Annotated in this window: 17 protein-coding genes; 7 read left to right on the top strand and 10 right to left on the bottom strand. The window is 73.0% G+C overall.

What is annotated here, in order from left to right; translation table 11 throughout:
• Window positions 1-345 precede the first annotated feature (345 nt).
• The 3 genes from lnt (at window position 346) to ACZ6TD_RS09495 (ending at window position 3,666) form a co-directional block, all read left to right on the top strand.
• A complete protein-coding gene (lnt, locus tag ACZ6TD_RS09505) occupies window positions 346-2,340 on the top strand; it encodes an apolipoprotein N-acyltransferase (RefSeq protein WP_471352531.1) in 1,995 nt (664 codons plus the stop codon).
• 158 nt (window positions 2,341-2,498) lie between these two features.
• On the top strand, window positions 2,499-3,230 hold the full coding sequence (locus ACZ6TD_RS09500; protein ID WP_223864990.1) for a polyprenol monophosphomannose synthase: 732 nt from the start codon (window positions 2,499-2,501) through the stop codon (window positions 3,228-3,230).
• Between the two features lie 247 nt (window positions 3,231-3,477).
• On the top strand, window positions 3,478-3,666 hold the full coding sequence (locus ACZ6TD_RS09495) for a Rho termination factor N-terminal domain-containing protein (RefSeq protein WP_020866919.1): 189 nt from the start codon (window positions 3,478-3,480) through the stop codon (window positions 3,664-3,666).
• A 41-nt stretch (window positions 3,667-3,707) separates the two neighbouring features.
• Here ACZ6TD_RS09495 and ACZ6TD_RS09490 read toward each other — a convergent pair whose 3' ends face one another.
• From ACZ6TD_RS09490 to ACZ6TD_RS09465, 6 genes are read right to left on the bottom strand one after another with little or no spacing between them, the layout of a single operon-like run.
• Complete coding sequence (locus ACZ6TD_RS09490) at window positions 3,708-5,519, bottom strand: complex I subunit 5 family protein (RefSeq protein WP_471352528.1); 1,812 nt, start codon at window positions 5,517-5,519, stop codon at window positions 3,708-3,710.
• A 4-nt stretch (window positions 5,520-5,523) separates the two neighbouring features.
• Window positions 5,524-5,868 (bottom strand): sodium:proton antiporter, encoded by a 345-nt coding sequence (locus tag ACZ6TD_RS09485; RefSeq protein ID WP_471352527.1) that lies wholly within the window; start codon window positions 5,866-5,868, stop codon window positions 5,524-5,526.
• Complete coding sequence (locus ACZ6TD_RS09480; protein ID WP_471352525.1) at window positions 5,865-6,665, bottom strand: MnhB domain-containing protein; 801 nt, start codon at window positions 6,663-6,665, stop codon at window positions 5,865-5,867. Before ACZ6TD_RS09480 ends, ACZ6TD_RS09485 begins: the two co-directional genes overlap by 4 nt.
• Window positions 6,662-6,943, bottom strand: coding sequence for a Na(+)/H(+) antiporter subunit B (locus ACZ6TD_RS09475; RefSeq protein WP_471352523.1), 282 nt, complete (start codon window positions 6,941-6,943; stop codon window positions 6,662-6,664). Before ACZ6TD_RS09475 ends, ACZ6TD_RS09480 begins: the two co-directional genes overlap by 4 nt.
• Window positions 6,940-7,374: an MrpF/PhaF family protein gene (locus ACZ6TD_RS09470; RefSeq protein WP_471352522.1), complete on the bottom strand. Its 435-nt coding sequence runs from the start codon at window positions 7,372-7,374 to the stop codon at window positions 6,940-6,942. The genes ACZ6TD_RS09475 and ACZ6TD_RS09470 overlap by 4 nt, the downstream gene beginning before the upstream one ends.
• Window positions 7,371-7,535 carry a hypothetical protein gene (locus ACZ6TD_RS09465; RefSeq protein ID WP_470007694.1) on the bottom strand — a complete coding sequence of 55 codons (165 nt, stop codon included), beginning with the start codon at window positions 7,533-7,535 and terminating at the stop codon, window positions 7,371-7,373. The genes ACZ6TD_RS09470 and ACZ6TD_RS09465 overlap by 4 nt, the downstream gene beginning before the upstream one ends.
• Window positions 7,536-7,733: 198 nt before the next feature.
• Here ACZ6TD_RS09465 and fxsA point away from each other — a divergent pair, with 198 nt between their 5' ends.
• The gene (gene fxsA, locus ACZ6TD_RS09460) at window positions 7,734-8,336 is read left to right on the top strand and encodes an FxsA family membrane protein (RefSeq protein WP_471352520.1); all 603 of its coding nucleotides are present in this window, start codon (window positions 7,734-7,736) and stop codon (window positions 8,334-8,336) included.
• A 112-nt stretch (window positions 8,337-8,448) separates the two neighbouring features.
• Here fxsA and ACZ6TD_RS09455 read toward each other — a convergent pair whose 3' ends face one another.
• Together ACZ6TD_RS09455 and yczE are read right to left on the bottom strand one after the other, a co-directional pair.
• Complete coding sequence (locus tag ACZ6TD_RS09455; protein ID WP_014056358.1) at window positions 8,449-8,823, bottom strand: RNA polymerase-binding protein RbpA; 375 nt, start codon at window positions 8,821-8,823, stop codon at window positions 8,449-8,451.
• 256 nt (window positions 8,824-9,079) lie between these two features.
• Window positions 9,080-9,667, bottom strand: coding sequence for a membrane protein YczE (gene yczE / locus ACZ6TD_RS09450; RefSeq protein WP_471357590.1), 588 nt, complete (start codon window positions 9,665-9,667; stop codon window positions 9,080-9,082).
• Window positions 9,668-9,841: 174 nt separating this feature from the next.
• On the opposite strand from yczE, the gene ACZ6TD_RS09445 reads away from it, so the two are divergent.
• A complete protein-coding gene (locus tag ACZ6TD_RS09445; RefSeq protein WP_471352517.1) occupies window positions 9,842-11,365 on the top strand; it encodes an SCO1417 family PLP biosynthesis transcription factor in 1,524 nt (507 codons plus the stop codon).
• An 84-nt stretch (window positions 11,366-11,449) separates the two neighbouring features.
• Here ACZ6TD_RS09445 and ACZ6TD_RS09440 read toward each other — a convergent pair whose 3' ends face one another.
• Window positions 11,450-13,093, bottom strand: coding sequence for a hypothetical protein (locus tag ACZ6TD_RS09440; protein WP_471352515.1), 1,644 nt, complete (start codon window positions 13,091-13,093; stop codon window positions 11,450-11,452).
• Between the two features lies 1 nt (window position 13,094).
• Complete coding sequence (locus ACZ6TD_RS09435) at window positions 13,095-13,289, bottom strand: hypothetical protein (protein ID WP_020866907.1); 195 nt, start codon at window positions 13,287-13,289, stop codon at window positions 13,095-13,097.
• Window positions 13,290-13,529: 240 nt separating this feature from the next.
• Between ACZ6TD_RS09435 and ACZ6TD_RS09430 the strand changes: the two genes are divergently transcribed.
• Together ACZ6TD_RS09430 and ACZ6TD_RS09425 are read left to right on the top strand one after the other, a co-directional pair.
• A complete protein-coding gene (locus tag ACZ6TD_RS09430) occupies window positions 13,530-13,955 on the top strand; it encodes an ankyrin repeat domain-containing protein (protein ID WP_471352513.1) in 426 nt (141 codons plus the stop codon).
• A 173-nt stretch (window positions 13,956-14,128) separates the two neighbouring features.
• A complete protein-coding gene (locus tag ACZ6TD_RS09425; protein WP_471352511.1) occupies window positions 14,129-15,409 on the top strand; it encodes an ROK family transcriptional regulator in 1,281 nt (426 codons plus the stop codon).
• Window positions 15,410-15,512: the final 103 nt, after the last annotated feature.

Genomic DNA, 15,512 nt, shown 5'->3' with positions numbered 1-15,512 from the left:
GCCACCACTGGGAGCCAGGTCCAGTGCACGGGGGCGAGGGAGGGATCGCCGGGTCGGCAGGTGCGACCCGGGAGGGGCCCGGACGCTCAGTAGACAACGGCTCTCGGTCGATCCGCAGCCAGCGGGTCCCAGGTCGGCCCGAAGGGCGTCGGGCCCCCACTCCGCGCGCGCACACCGGCGGACCGCCCCCGGCGCGGGGGCGGGGCCGCCGCCGGGCGGGGGAACCCCCGCCATGGCCGAAGCGTTTCTCCATCCCGAGGTCACAATCCGCACCTCGGGACCACTTCCGCGCGCCCGCGTTATACGGTCACCTCACCACAGCACGACCTGTAGGAAGGCCGCACCGTGCCATCGGGTTCCGACACCACCGCCGAAGCCGCCCCCACCGGGCCGGACGCAGACCGACCGGGTCAGCGGACGACCGGCTCCGCCGCCACGCCGCCCACGGAGGGCGCCGATGGCGCCGAGGGCGGTGACGCTGTGGGGGGCCGTGATCCCGTCGGGGGCGGTGACGCCGCCGAGGGCCGTAAGCCCGTGGAGGGCGGTGACGCCGTGGGGGGCCGTGACGCCGTCGAGGATCGTGACGCCGCCGAGGGCGGGGAATCCGGCGCGACCGGGGCCGCCGCGCCGGGGACTGCCGCATCCGGTGCCGCGTCTGCCGTGTCCGGAGCCGCGTCTGCCGCGCGCGGGGCCGCCGCGTCCGGTGCCGCCTCCAGCGCCCCCAGGACCGCCTCCGGGCCGTCCGCCGGGGAGCGGCGGCCCGGCCGGCTGCGCCGCCTCGGCCTGCTCGCCCGCCGCGAGGCGCGGCGCAGCGCGCTCGCGGCGGTCAGCGGGCTCGCGCTCGGCCTCGCCTTCCCGCCGTTCGGGGTGTGGCCGCTGTCCCTGGTGGCCGTCGCCGCCCTGGCCCTGCTCACCCACGGCCGGACCGCCCGCCAGGGGGCCTGGACGGGCTTCGCCTTCGGGCTGCCGTTCTTCCTGCTGCTGCTGAAGTGGCTCAGCGTGGTGGGCTGGGACGCGGTGGTGGGGCTGTCCATCATCGAGGCGGCCTTCCTCGCGCTGATGGGGGCGGGCCTGGCCCTGGTCTCCCGGCTGCCCGTACCGGCCCTGTGGCCGCTGTGGACGGCCTGTCTGTGGGTCGCCGAGGAGTGGGCCCGCGACCGGGTGCCCTTCGGCGGCTTCCCCTGGGGCCGGCTGGCCTTCGCCAACACCGGCTCGCCCTACACCCCGCTCGCCGCGCTCGGTGGCGCCCCGCTGGTCACCTTCGGCGTCGCCCTGACGGGCGGAGCGCTCGCCGGTGCCGCACTCGCCCTGTGGCGGCTGCGCGGCGCCGGGGGCTTCTCGCCGCGCCGCGCTCTGCCCGCCGCCGGGGCCGTGGCCGTCGCTGCCGCCGTGACGGCCGCCGGATTCGCGGTGCCCATCCCCACCGCCGCCGACGACTCGGTCGACATCGCGGTCGTCCAGGGCAATGTGCAGCAGCCCGGTATGGACTTCCTGGGCCGCCCCATGATGATCCTCGACAACCATGTGAAGGCGACCCTGAACCTGGCGAAGGACGTCAAGGCGGGCCGGATCGCCAAGCCCGATCTCGTCATATGGCCGGAAAACGCCTCCGACCTCGACCCCTTCCAGTATCGGGAGGCATACGCCCGGATCGACGAGGCCGTGAAGTCGATCGGCGTTCCGGTGCTGGTCGGTGCCCTGGTCGACCATCCGACCAAACAGGGCTACGTGGAGAACCAGGGCATCGTCTGGGACCCGAAGAGCGGCCCCGGCGCCTCGTACACCAAGCAGCACCCGGTGCCCTTCGGTGAGTACGTCCCCTTCCGCCAGGAGCTCAGCAAGATCATCACCCGGCTGCAGCGGGTGCCCCGCGACTTCTACCCCGGCGACCACACCGGTGTGCTGAACGTCGGCCCGGCGCGGCTCGGCGATGTGATCTGCTTCGAGGTCGCCTACGACGAGATCGTGCGCGACACGGTCAACGCGGGCGCCCGGGCGATCGTCGTCCAGACCAACAACGCCACCTATGGGCGCAGCGGCCAGCCCGAGCAGCAGCTGGTCATGTCCAAGCTGAGGGCGATCGAACACGGTCGGCCGGTGATCACCGCGGCCACGAGCGGGATCAGCGCCGTGGTCTCCCCGGATGGCACGATCGAGCAGCGGACGAAAGAATTCACGCAAGATGTGCTCACCGCGCGCATCCCGCTGCGTGACGGCAAGACCCTGGCCGACCGCGTCGGTGCGACCCCCGAGTGGGTGCTCGCTATGGTGGGCGTTCTGTCCTGCGCGGCCGCGATCATGATCGGCCGTCGGGGACGTACGGACAAGAAGGGGCAGTAGCCGTGAGCGACGCACGCGAGGCCGAGGAGCCTGGCACCAAGGCCGACGAGCCGAGCGCGAAGGCCGAGGAGGCCGGCGCCGAGGCCGGGGAGCCGCGCCGTAGCAACGAGGGCCAGGACGACGGTGGCCGGCGGAAGTACGGTCCGCTCGGTACGACCTTGGTGATCATCCCGACCTACAACGAGGCGGAGAACATCAAGCCGATCGTCGCGCGGGTCCGGGAGTCGGTTCCGGACGCGCACATCCTCGTCGCGGACGACAACAGCCCGGACGGCACGGGCAAGGTCGCCGATGAGCTGGCTGCCGAGGACGACCACGTCAAGGTCTTGCACCGGAAGGGCAAGGAGGGCCTCGGCGCCGCCTATCTGGCCGGGTTCCGCTGGGGCATCGAGCACGGCTACGGCGTGCTGGTGGAGATGGACGCCGACGGCTCCCACCAGCCCGAGGAGCTGCCCCGGCTGCTCACCGCGCTCAAGGGCGCGGATCTGGTGATCGGCTCCCGCTGGGTGCCCGGCGGGCGCATCGTCAACTGGCCCAAGTCCCGCGAGTTCATCTCCCGGGGCGGCAGCACCTACTCCCGCCTGCTCCTCGACGTCCCGATCCGCGACATGACGGCGGGCTACCGGGCGTTCCGCAAGGAGACTCTCGAGGGCATCGGCATGGACGAGGTCGCCTCCCAGGGCTACTGCTTCCAGATCGATCTGGCCTGGCGGGCCATCAAGGCGGGCTTCCACGTCATCGAGGTCCCGGTCACCTTCATCGAACGCGAGCGCGGCGAGAGCAAGATGAGCCGCGACATCGTCACGGAGGCGGCCTGGCGGGTCATGTCCTGGGGCGTGGGCTCGCGGGTCAACAAGGTGCTGGGCCGCAAGGACTCCAAGGAGTCCTAGGGGCGTCCGACGGATCTTGGCGTCTGCGGCGGGCCGCTCCCCTCCGCGCCCCTTCTCACAACTGGGGCTCCGCCCCAGACCCCGGGATCCAGGGACGAAACCTCCGCCGCGTGGTCCGCGGGACACCCCGTAGGACCCTGGACCCTGGATCCCGGACCCCGGTCCGGCCTCCGGCTCCGCGCTCGGCGTAGTCCCGCGGGCGATGTTCCGCCGTGTACCGGACACTTGAGGCGGAAGGAGGCGGAACATGGCCAAAGCGACCGCCAAGAGCGGGAAGACGTCGGGGCGCCGCATGGCGGCCCGCGGGGGCGCCAAGTCGGGCGGCATGGAGACGCGGACCAAGGAGGACCTGTACCGCGAGGCCCAGAAGGCGGGCATCGAGGGCAGGTCCCAGATGTCCAAGAGCCAGCTGATCTCGGCACTGCGCCACCGCTGACCGCTGACCTACGGGACCGGGCGCGTCCCGGTCCCGGCGGCTCAGCGGATCCCCGGGACGGTCAGCACCGTGAGCAGCGCCGTCCCGGCGACCAGCCAGGCGACGTAATCGCCGATATGCCCGGACTGCAGTCGTCGTACGGGCGCGAGGAGCGCGGCCGTCCCGGTGGGGACCGGCCGCCGTACCGCCAGTGTGGCCAGGGTGATGGCGAGGGCCGCGGAGAGCAGCCCGAGCAGGATCCCGGTCAGCTGCCAGTGCGGTGGCAGATGTGCCGGGGCGCCCGCGGTGTGTCCCTCGAGGACCGTCCGCCGATAGCCGCCGGTGTCGGTGAACAGCGCTCCGGCCCGGCCCACCGCGGACGCGACGGCCGGGATCACCCCGAGGGCCAGCGCCGCGGCCAGCAGCGCGGCGGGCACCGCCAGCAGTGGCACCGGGATGCGCCCGAGGCGGCCGCCGGTCTCGGGCTCCTCCTCACCGGTGGTCTCCGGGCCGCCCTCCTCCTTCCCAGGCCGCCGGCCCACTCCGGCGAAGATCCGCAGCCCGGCGCGCAGCACCGCGCCCCCGGTCACCGCCGACACCAGGACGTAGAGCGCGGGCAGCCATACGGCGGTGTGCCCCGCGGCCTCCTCCGCGGCGGCCTTGCCGAGGCCGGAGCCGAACGGCGGCAGCCCGCTCAGGCCCAGCCCGCCCACCGCGAACAGCACGCCGACCTCCGGCAGCTCCCGGGCCCGGCCGAACAGCTCGTGCTCGTCCACGGTCGCGTACCGGTCCAGCAGCACCCCGGTGCAGGCGAAGAGGGCCGCCTTCACGCCCGCGTGGCCCAGCACGTACAGCGCCGTGCCCGAGATCCCCTCGGGGGTCAGCACGGCCACGCCGATCAGGAACAGCCCGGTGTGGGCCACGGTCGAGAACGCCAGCAGCCGTTTGAGATGGCGCTGCTGCCAGCACATCACCGCGCCCAGCAGCGCCGTGAGGACGCCCAGCGCCAGCAGCGCGCGGGTGAAGTCGGGGTGGGAGAGCCCTCCCGGCCCGGAGAAGACCGTCCAGTAGACCCGGGCGACCCCGTAGACACCGAGCTCCACCATCACCCCGGACAGCAGCATGCACACCGGCGTCGGCGCGACCGCGTGTGCGTCGGGCAGCCAGAAGTGGAACGGAACGGCGGCCGCCTTCACCAGCAGACCGGTCGTCACCAGGACGAACGCGGCGAGCACCAGCCCGTCCGGCCCGTCCGTGTCCAGCCTCCGCCCGATCTGGGCGAACCCCAGCTCCCCGGTGCGCGCGTACAGCAGGGTGATGCCCAGCAAGGTGGCGTAGCCGCCGAGGGAGTTCACCACCCCGAAGGCCAGCGCGCCCTGCAGCGGTTTGGGCTCCTCGACGCGGAAGCCGGTCAGCGCGTAGGCGACCACGCCCATCAGCTCGAAGAAGACGAAGGCGTTGAACAGGTCGCCGGTCAGCGCGAAACCGCACATGCCCGCCTGGAACACCAGGATCAGCGCGGGGAAGGAGCCGGTGTGACGGCGCGGCGGCTCCTCGAAGTAGCGCCAGGAGTAGACCAGGACGGCGACGACGAGCAGCGAGACCAGCGCCGCGAGCCCGGCCCCCAGCGGATCGCCGACCAGCACGATGCCCACCCGCCGCCAGCCGCCCACCCACTCCACCGGATACGTCCCCGGTCCGGGACGACCGGCCCGGAGCAGCACCAGGAGCGCCAGCGCGGCGGTGGCGGCGGCGAAGGCGCAGCCCACGATGTCGGAGACGAGCCGGGGCAGCCGCCGTCCGGTGGCCACCAGCACCGCCGCGCCCAGCAGCGGCACGGCCACCACCAGTGGCAGCAGTCGCGCGGTGTCCACCCGGTCAGCCCTTCAGCTCGGACAGGGCGTCCGGGTCGACCGTGCCGTGGCGTTTGCGGAGCTGGACGACGAGCGCGAGCAGCAGCGCGGTCACGGTCGCGCCGACCACGATGTCGGTGAGGGCGAGCGCCTGGATGACCGGGTCGACCACCCGGCTGTTCGTGGGCGCGTCGGCGAAGACCGGGGCGGTGCCGCCGTCGCGGTAGCCGACGGCGAGCAGCAGCACATAGGTGGAGGACTGGGTGACGGCCAGGCATCCCACGGCATGGATGAGGTTCCGGCTGGTCACCAGCCCGTACACACCGATCAGAAAGATCCATCCGGCGACCAGATACGGCAGGACCGTCACGCTCGCTCCCTCTCGTCGTCTCCGTTGCCCCCGCTGTCTCCTGTGTCCCGCGGGCTCCCGTCGTCTTCCCCGGGCTCCTCGATCTCCACCGCCTGGTCCAGGAAACGGGCCAGCAGGACCACGATCCCGCTGGTGACCTCCAGGCCGACGGCCGCGTTGAGCACGGGCACCGTGCCGCCGGAGGACAGGGTCGCGAGGGTGCCGAAGGGCAGGACGTTGGCGAGGAACGCCGACCCCGCGAGGACGGCCGCGAGCCCGGTGATCACGTACGCCGCCTCCCCGGCGGCCTCCCCGATCTCGTAGAGGGTCAGCGGGCGGACCCGCTCCAGAGCCCGGTAGTCGGCGGCGACGTAGAGCAGGTGCAGCGCGGTGGCGGCGACCACCCCGCCCTGGAAGCCGCCGCCCGGACTGACCTGGCCGTGCGCGATCACATACAGGCCCACCAGCAGCGCGAGCGGCAGCGTCAGCAGCGCGAACCGGCGCACCCGGGGATGGACCGCGGCGGGCTCGGGATCCTTGCGGTGCTCGTCCCGGGCCTGGCGGAGCAGCACCACGGTGCCGAGGACGGCGGAGAAGAGGATGGTCTCCTCGCCGAGTGTGTCGAAGGCGCGCAGATCGAAGTTGACGGAGGCGATGACATTGGCCGTGTGATGGCTCAGGGCGGCGCGCACGGCCCGGGCGCCGTACGGGTGCGGGACGGTGCCGAACGCCGGCAGGTCGAAACAGGCCGCGGCGAACAGCGCGGCGAACCCGGCGGCGCCCACCAGGAAGACCCACAGCCGGACCCGGGAGCTCATCGCTCGCGGCCCGCCGGCTTGTCCACGCGGTCGCCGCTCCCCGGGCGGCGCCGCACCTTGCGCACGGTCAGCAGGATCATCAGAGGCGTCACCGCGGAGCCGACGGCGAGCTGCGAGAGCGCGACGTCCGGCGCCTGGAGGAAGGTGAACAGCAGGGCCAGCGTGAGCCCGAGGAAGGACAGCACCAGCGCCTGCCGCACCGGGTCCCGGTTGAGCACGGCGGCGGTGGCGGCGCCCGCGACCAGCAGCAGCGCCACGACGATCAGCACATCGGTCATGCCGTGACGCCCCCCTTACCGCCGCGGGTGCTGGTCACCACGCTGCCCGCGATCAGCAGCACGCCGATCAGCAGCAGCTTCACCATGGCCCGGCCGGGCCCGGTCGCCACGCACAGCGGCAGCACCGTGGCGGGCACCCCGAGTAGCGCCGTCCAGCGCACCAGCCGGGAGTCGGGCAGGACGTCCAGGAAGCGGGCGTAGATCAGCGTTCCGGTGGGGCCGAGCACGCTGACCACCAGCGCCACATCGTTGTACGAGGTCCGGTGGAAGCCCTGCGCGGCCAGCAGCAGCGCAAGACCGGCCAGCAGCGAGGTGAGGTTCTGGCCGATCAGCCGGTCCTTCGGCGAGCCGTAGGCGATCCGCCACAGCACCGGTACGAGCGCGAGCAGCGGCACCAGCGCCGCCGCCAGCCAGCCGTCCGAGGTGCTCACCGGTCCGCCACCGCCCGGTGCCCGGCGCGGGCGAGCACGGCGGCGGCCAGCGCGGAGGCCGAGCCGACCAGGAGCTCCAGGGGGTCCACGGTGCTGATCAGCACCAGCCAGATCCCGGTCAGCGCCGCCCACCACACGAGGACCTCCAGCACAGCCGTCATTCGACACCTCCGTCGGCGGCGGGTACCCGGCCCGCCGCCGCCGATACCCGGCGCTTTCGCGGATTCCGCCCGGTCTCCTCGAGGACTCCTGGACCCATCGGGACCCCTCGCGCGTTGGAACCCATGAGATCCCCTCGATCCCCTTGGCCATGCGACCCGCGCTCCGCATCGGTCATGGGCCCGGGCACACTTGGAGGCATGATGACCGGCGCACCGCAGCAGAGCGACCCGACCCGCCCGAAGCGCTCACGCGCCCGCACCTTCGTACCGCTGGGGATCGCCGCCTGGCTGGTGCTGGAGATCTGGCTGCTGACACTCGTGGCGGACGTCGCCGGCGGGCTGACCGTCCTCCTGCTGCTGGTCGCGGGCGTGGTGGTGGGCGGGGCCGTGGTCAAGCGCGGTGGCCGCCGGGCGTGGCAGAGCCTGGCCGGGTCGATGCGGCCGGGCGCCGAGGAGCCCGCCGCGCGGCCCGGAAGCTCCTTCACGATGCTCGGCGGGCTGTTGCTCATGGTGCCGGGGCTGATCTCGGACGTGGCCGCGCTGGTGTGCCTGTTCCCGCCGACCCGGGCGCTGCTGCGACGCCGCGCGGAGAGCGCGCTGTCACGCCGGATGGGCTTCGTCCCCGGATCGCCGTCCGACCCCTTCCGGCAGGCCCGTGAGCAGTATGAGCGCCGGGACGGGCGGGAGCGCCCGGAGCGGGGCACGGTCATCCAGGGCGAGGTGATACGGGACGGGGACGACCGGGGCCGGGACGGCGACGGAGAGCCGGGGCCCGGACTGCGGCCGCGCGACCGGGGCTGAGCCGCCGGGGCCGCACCTCACCGGCCGCAAGCGCGTACAAGGGCCGGGGCCACTGCTCAGCAGTGGCCCCGGCCCTTGTTCTTCAGGTGTTACCTCAGTGCTGCCGCTCGGTTCAGGCAGACTTACGGGTGTCCCGCGGATGCACGGCGATGTTCATGGCGCCGGAGCGCAGAACGGCCAGCCGCTCGGCCAGCACCTCCTCCAGCTCCTCGCGGGTGCGCCGCTCCATGAGCATGTCCCAATGCGTGCGCGCGGGCTTGCCCTTTTTCTCCTCTGGACCGTCGCCGTCGACAAGGAGTGCCATGGCGCCGCACGCCTTGCACTCCCACTCCGGCGGGATCTCCGCCTCTACCGAGAACGGCATCTCGAATCGATGGCCGTTCTGGCATGCGTACTCCACCGCCTGGCGCGGGGCCAGATCGATGCCGCGGTCGGTCTCGTAGCTGGTCACCACGAGTCGCGTGCCGCGAAGAGCTCGCTCACTCATGAATCGTGCCTCCCGGGCTTGTCGCCCACAGGACAGGTGTCGCTGTCGTCGTCATCCGGTCAACGTCCGGTCGGCGGTGAAGATTCCCGTATTGGGACATGCGTCGCCCGTCGTGCCGCCCCGTTGTTCTACCCACAGGCGCCCGGTTTGTCACATCTGGCAGCAGATGTCACCCAGCGTTTCTGGTACTTTAGCGCGCAGTAACGGTCCGCCTGGTAGGCCGAGGGCGTACACTACCGCCCCGACGGCCCCAGCCCTAAATCAGGTCCCGGACCTGCGGCTCGGCGCCGCCGCGCGCCACGATCCCAGAGCCCGTCCCGGCGGGTGCGGGAATCGCGAAGACACGCAGGAAGAACTGCGACAGCGGCCCGATGGCCAGCGCGAACAGCACCGTGCCCACCCCCACCGAGCCGCCCAGCGCGAAGCCGGTGGCCAGCACCGCCAGCTCGATCCCGGTCCGCACCAGCCGGATCGACCACCCGGTGCGCCGGTGCAGCCCCGTCATCAGCCCGTCCCGCGGGCCCGGCCCGAACCGCGCCGAGATGTAGAGCCCGGTGGCCGCGCCGCACAGCACGATCGCGAAGAGCATCAGCGGAATCCGCACCGCCAGCGCCTCCGGCTCCGGTACCAGCCACAATGTGCCGTCCATCACAGGTCCGATGATCAGCGCGTTCGACACCGTGCCAAGACCTGGCCGCTGGCGCAGCGGGATCCACAGCAGCAGCGCGGCGACGCCGACGACGACCGTCACCGTCCCGATCGACAGCGAGGTGTGCTCGGAGACGCCCTGGTGGAAGGCGTCCCACGGGTCGAGACCGAGCGTGGCGCGCAACTGGAGCCCCATGGACACGCCGTAGAGCACCAGCCCCACGTAGAGCTGGGCAAGACGGCGCGGAAGGCGGCGGCGTGGAAGGTCGGACAACGCGTGCTCCTGGTGTGAGTGGCCTGCGGCATGTCACTCTGTGGGCCGGAACCAGTCCAGTTCCACGGCCAATCTCCGAAAGGTGGACCGCATTCGATGAGTGCATGGACGTCTGCTGTCGGGGCACCCCAACTGGCCCGGCTGCTCGGGTCACAGCACACCCGCGACGGCGTGGCCACCGGGGCCGCGGCCTCACTGACCGGGGGCCGCCGCGTCCCCGCCTACCGCTCCCTCGCCGACGGCGTACGGCTGCTCATCCTGGAGGGCCGGGTGCCGGTCGCGGCCCGCCTCCCCGCCGAACGCGAGCTCGCCGCGGCGCTCGCGGTCAGCCGCACCACCGTCGCCGCCGCCTACGAGGCGCTGCGCGGCGAGGGGTTCCTGGAGTCCCGGCGCGGCGCCGGGAGCTGGACCGCCATGCCCGCCGGAAGCCCGCTGCCCACCCGGGGGCTCGATCCGCTCCCGCCCGAGGCCGCGGCCTCCGTGATCGACCTCGGCTGTGCCGCGCTGCCCGCCCCCGAGCCCTGGCTCACCCGCGCCATGCGCGGCGCCCTGGACGAACTGCCGCCCTACGCCCACACCCACGGCGACTACCCCGCCGGGCTGCCCGCCCTGCGCCAGGCGCTCGCCGACCGCTACACCGCCCGCGGCATACCGACCATGCCCGAGCAGATCATGGTCACCACCGGCGCCATGGGGGCCGTCGCCGCCGCCTGCCGGCTGATGGTCCGGCCCGGGGAGCGGGTCGCCGTCGAATCGCCCAGCTACGCCAACATCCTCCAGCTGATGCGGGAAGCGGGCGCCCGGCTCGTCCCCGTCGCCATGGCCGACCGGCTCGCGGGCTGGGACATCCCGTCCTGGCGCCAGGTGCTCAGCGCCGCCGCGCCCCGGCTGGCCTACGTCATCGCCGACTTCCACAACCCCACCGGCGCCCTCGCTACCGAGGACCAGCGCCGCCGGCTCGTCGACGCCGCACGCTCCGCCGGAACGATCCTGATCGCCGACGAGACCATGGCCGAGCTGCGGCTGGACGACGAGGTGGAGTTGCCCCGGCCGGTCTGCGCCTTCGACCCGGCGGGCTCCACCGTGATCACCGTCGGTTCGGCGAGCAAGACCTTCTGGGCGGGGCTGCGGATCGGCTGGGTGCGCGCGGCGCCCGACGTCATCCGCAGTCTGGTCGCCGCCCGCGCCTACGCGGACCTGGGCACCCCCGTCATCGAACAGCTCGCCGTCGCCTGGCTGCTGAACACCGGCGGCTGGGAGGAGGCCATCGAGATCCGCCGGGCGCTCGCGCGCGGCAACCGGGACGCGCTCGTCGACGCCCTGCGGCGCCATCTGCCCGACTGGGAGTTCACCGTCCCGCACGGTGGGCTCACCCTCTGGGCCCGCACCGGCGGCCTCTCCGGCTCGCGCATCGCCGAGGCGGGCGCCCGGCTGGGGGTCCGGGTGCCGTCGGGGCCCCGCTTCGGGGTGGACGGCGCGTTCGAGGGGTACGTACGGCTGCCGTTCACCGTCGGGGGAGCGGTCGCCGAGAAGGCCGCCACCCGGCTGGCCTCGGCCGCCGCCCTGGTGGCCACGGGCGCCACGATCGAGGCGGAGGCGCCGCGTACGTATGTGGCCTGACCCGCCGTAATGCGCCCCGGCGCGGCTCCGCTACGGGCCCCGGTGGCTAGGGCCCTTCTGACGGATCTCCGTGGAGGAAGGACCCTAGCCCCCGACGGGTGCCGGGGCCGGGGGCGCCGCCGGGTCCGGGTCCGGGAGCAGCCGGAGCACCGCCTGCCGCTCGGCCTCGCCGGCCGCCTCGTCGTACGGGTCCGGTGTGGCCGGTACCTGGAGGCGGTGCACCGGGCCCGCGCCGAGGCGGGCATAGCCGCGGCCCGGAGGCACCTCGGGCGTCGGCGTGGTGTGCGGCGGCGCCCCGAGGACGGCCGTGACCTGCTCGGACGAGACCGGGCCCAGCACCACCCGGGCCCGGGTGTGGCTCCGTACGGCCTCGCTCAGCGTCTCCGCGGCGTCCAGCTGATCGGCCACCACGACCCGTACGTTGGCCGCCCGTCCGTGCCGCAGCGGCACGGCCAGCAGCTCCTGCGGATCGGTGCGGCCGTCCGCCGCCGCGAGATGGCTCATCACCGAGGGCCGGTCCAGCAGGATCCACAGCGGGCGCTGGATGTCCTCCGGCGGCGCGTGCCGCAGTTGGCGGGCGCGGTTGGCGGCGATCAGCCGGCGCTCGGTCTCATGGCCCGCCCACTCCAGCGTGGCCAGCATCCCGGCCAGCCCGCACTCCACGGCCAGCACCCCCGTGCGTCCGCTCAGACACGCGTACTCGCCGGTGCCGCCACCGTCCACCACCAGCACCTCGCCGTGGGGCAGCGCCTGCAGCGCGATGGAGCGCAGCAGGGTCGTGGTGCCGCTTCCGGGCTGGCCGAGCGCGAGCAGATGCGGCTCGGTCGACCGCGGGCCGGTGCGCCAGACCACCGGCGGTACGTCATGGGTCTCCGGCCCGTCCTCCGCCGCCTTCTTGAGCCCGACCTCCGTCGTGGCCTCCGCGCTCTCCTCGTCTTCCTCGCCCTCCTCGCACGTCTCCGGCCCCGCCAGTACCGGCAGCGTCCGCTGCACCGACGACGGGTCGGTGAAGCCCAGCACCGTCTCGCCGGGCGCGGTGACGAAGCGCTGGGCGTGGATCGCGGTGGACAGGGCGGGCAGCACGGTCAGGGTGAGGTTGTTGGCCTCCTCGTCCCACTCGAACAGGTATTCACGGCCGCGTCCCGACTTCGCGTACAGGAGCTGCTCGATCCGGGTGCGGGCCGCGGGCTCGCCGTCGGTGAAGTACGCGGGGTAGTGGAGGCGCAGCCGGGTGAGCCGTCCGCTCTCGTCGAAGGCGAAGGAGTCGAACGCCTCGGACCAGTCGCCGCCGTGGCTGTAGAGCGGGCTGGGGTCCTCGGAGGCGGAGAAGTACGGCACCAGCGCCTCGTAGAGCGTGCGCAGCCGCTCGGTCCCGTCGGCGGGCGTCTCCGATGCGGCGCCGGCGCGCCCCCGCCCGGCCCAGCCCGCCGCGCCGATCAGGCTGATCGCCGCCGCCAGTGGCCCGTACGGCAGCAGGTAGAGGACGAAGCCGCAGGCGACCACGAGGGTGAACACCGGTCCGCGGCGGTCGCCCGGCAGCTCCATCCACTTGCGCCGCCCGGCGGCGGCGAGCACGCGCAACCCGCGCGAGAGCGCGACCAGCGGCTGGAGTACATCGGCGACGCCGTCGGCCGTGCTGCGGGCGAACGCCCGGCCGCGGCCGAGCGGGACGGGCGGGGTGGCCCCGGCGCTGCCGAGACGGAGGCGGGGGAGCGGTCTCCGGCCCACGTCAGATCTTGATCCCACCCAAGAGGCTGGCGAGGCTCGCACCGCCCGCTTTGATGCTCGGAGCGATCGCCGTGGACGCGAGATAGAAGCCGAAGAGCGCACAGATGACCGCGTGCGACCCCTTCAGGCCGTCCTTGCGGAAGAAGATGAAGACGATGATGCCGAGCAGCACGACGCCGGAAATGGACAGGATCATCACGGTCTCCTGGCTGATGGGGGACGGTCAGTCACCATGAGTGGTTCCAGGATCACAGCATGTATCCATCGGGCGAAAGGTGCAATTGGGTGGATTATCGGTGTAATCATCACCATGGAGGCGTGGCGCTACGAGCCGACCGCCCGCTGGCGCGGGGCGCCCGCCTGCTCGGGTGGGTCGGCCGCCGTCCTTAGGGTGGATGATCACGTACCCAGGTAGCGAAGCCGGAGGCGACAGGCCATGACCGAATCGAACCCCGAGAGCGAGCCCGCCCACGACCCGGAGGTGCTCCAGCTGGCGGCCAAGGTCTTCGACCTGGCCCGGCAGGGTGACACCGATACGCTCGCCGCCTATGTGGACGCGGGTGTCCCGGCCAACCTCACCAACGACAAGGGTGATTCCCTGCTCATGCTCGCGGCCTACTACGGCCATCCCGCGACGGTGTCTGCCCTGCTCCAGCGCGGCGCCGACCCCAATCGGGTGAACGAACGGGGTCAGACCCCCATCGCGGGGGCCGCGTTCAAGGGTGAGGCGGAGGTGCTGAGGGTGCTGCTGGCCAAGGGTGCCGACCCGCGCGCCGGATCGCCCTCGGCCGTCGAGACGGCGCGGATGTTCGGGCGGGAGGATCTGCTCGCGCTGTTCCAGACCCCGGGTGCGGAGGAGTGAGCCGTACGGCGGTCATGAGGCGGCGCCGCTCAGCCGCCGTTGACTGTCAACCCGCCCTTGACCGTTCAAAAAGTGAAGCGCGAGGCTTTATTCAGACCGTGAGTTAAGCGATGAAACCAGTCGGCGTCAAGAGCGGCAGCGTCCGGTAGGTTCGGGCAGGGGGAAGGAGCCCGATGGGTCAGATGAGCCGACGGACCGTCCGCGACCTGAGGCGCGGCAACCGTTCGACGCTGTTGCGCCAGCTGTACTTCCGGGGCCCGGTGAGCCGTCAGGAACTGGGGACGCTCACCGGGCTCAGCTCCGGTTCGGTCAGCAATGTCGTCGGCGAACTGCTCGCCGACGAACTGGTGGAGGAGGCCGGGTCCGTCGAGTCCGACGGCGGCCGCCCCCGCACCTTGCTGCGGGTCGCGCCGGGCGGCGGCCACCTCATCGGGGTCGACGTCGGCGAGACCCACGTCCGCGTGGAGCTGTTCGACCTCGCGCTGACCGAACTGGCCCGCTGGGAGCATCCACTGACGCCCGGAGGGCTGGAGCGGGATCCGGAGCCGGTCGTCGGCCACATCCTGACCGGCCTGGACGCGGTCGTCGACAAGAGCGGTGCCTCGCCGGAGGCGGTCATCGGCGTCGGGGTCGCCGTCCCCGGCGTCGTCGAACAGGGGGACGAGGTCCTCGTCCACGGCCCGACCGCCGGCCGGGACGCGGTGCCGCTGGAGCGGCTGCTGCGCACCGGCACCGATCTGCCGCTGTTCATCGACAACGGCGCGACCGCGCAGGGGCAGGCCGAGATGTGGTTCGGGGCGGGCCGCGGCGCGGACAACGCGGTGATCGCGCTGATCGGCTCCGGCGTCGGCGCGGCCATCGTGACCGCCGGGGTGCCGTACCGGGGCGCGACCAGCAGCGCGGGGGAGTGGGGGCACACGGTCGTCCAGGTCGGGGGGCGTGCCTGCCGATGCGGTGCGGTCGGCTGTCTGGAGGCGTACGTCGGGGCGCAGGCGGTGCTCGGCCGCTACCGGCACGGGGTGCGCGGAGCCGGTGCGGGCGGCGCGGGCGGCGGCGGTGAGGACGGCTTGGACGGTGTCGCCGAGGGCGGTGTGGGTGACGCGGACGGCGCCGGTGAGGACCAGCGGGCCGCGTTCGCCGCGATCGTAGGGGCCGCCGGGAGCGAGGCGCGGGCGCGTGAGGTGCTGGAGGAGACCGCCGTCTACCTCGGCGCCGGTATCGCCGATCTGATCAACCTCTTCAACCCCGAGCGGATCATCCTCGGCGGCTGGGCCGGACTGCTCCTCGGGGCCCGGATCCTCCCCAGGATCCGGGCCGCCACCGCCTCCTGCGCGCTGCGCAGGCCGTACGCGCAGACCGAGATCGGGCCGGCCGAACTGGGGCCGGATGCCGTGGCGTTGGGCGCGGCCACGCTTCCGCTGGCGCACTTCCTCGCCACCGGTGGAGCGCGCTGAGGGTTCGACTTCTGTCGGTTCAGGGGGAGTTGGGTCGGACCCCGCCTCAAATTCTTTGAGGCAGGAAGGTCCAGACCTATTGACATGCATTGAACAGGGCTGG

Source organism: Streptomyces yongxingensis, assembly GCF_055597465.1.
This window is presented reverse-complemented; position numbering and strand designations above follow the sequence as displayed.

Excerpts from the sequence above, each read along its gene's own strand:
- ACZ6TD_RS09495 (WP_020866919.1), top strand. The coding sequence starts at position 3,478 with ATGGCCAAAGCGACCGCCAAGAGCGGGAAGACGTCGGGGCGCCGCATG.
- ACZ6TD_RS09480 (WP_471352525.1), bottom strand. The coding sequence starts at position 6,665 with ATGAGCTCCCGGGTCCGGCTGTGGGTCTTCCTGGTGGGCGCCGCCGGG.
- ACZ6TD_RS09475 (WP_471352523.1), bottom strand. The coding sequence starts at position 6,943 with ATGACCGATGTGCTGATCGTCGTGGCGCTGCTGCTGGTCGCGGGCGCC.
- ACZ6TD_RS09465 (WP_470007694.1), bottom strand. The coding sequence starts at position 7,535 with ATGACGGCTGTGCTGGAGGTCCTCGTGTGGTGGGCGGCGCTGACCGGG.
- fxsA (WP_471352520.1), top strand. The coding sequence starts at position 7,734 with ATGATGACCGGCGCACCGCAGCAGAGCGACCCGACCCGCCCGAAGCGC.
- ACZ6TD_RS09455 (WP_014056358.1), bottom strand. The coding sequence starts at position 8,823 with ATGAGTGAGCGAGCTCTTCGCGGCACGCGACTCGTGGTGACCAGCTAC.
- yczE (WP_471357590.1), bottom strand. The coding sequence starts at position 9,667 with ATGGGGCTCCAGTTGCGCGCCACGCTCGGTCTCGACCCGTGGGACGCC.
- ACZ6TD_RS09445 (WP_471352517.1), top strand. The coding sequence starts at position 9,842 with ATGAGTGCATGGACGTCTGCTGTCGGGGCACCCCAACTGGCCCGGCTG.
- ACZ6TD_RS09435 (WP_020866907.1), bottom strand. The coding sequence starts at position 13,289 with ATGATCCTGTCCATTTCCGGCGTCGTGCTGCTCGGCATCATCGTCTTC.
- ACZ6TD_RS09430 (WP_471352513.1), top strand. The coding sequence starts at position 13,530 with ATGACCGAATCGAACCCCGAGAGCGAGCCCGCCCACGACCCGGAGGTG.
- ACZ6TD_RS09425 (WP_471352511.1), top strand. The coding sequence starts at position 14,129 with ATGGGTCAGATGAGCCGACGGACCGTCCGCGACCTGAGGCGCGGCAAC.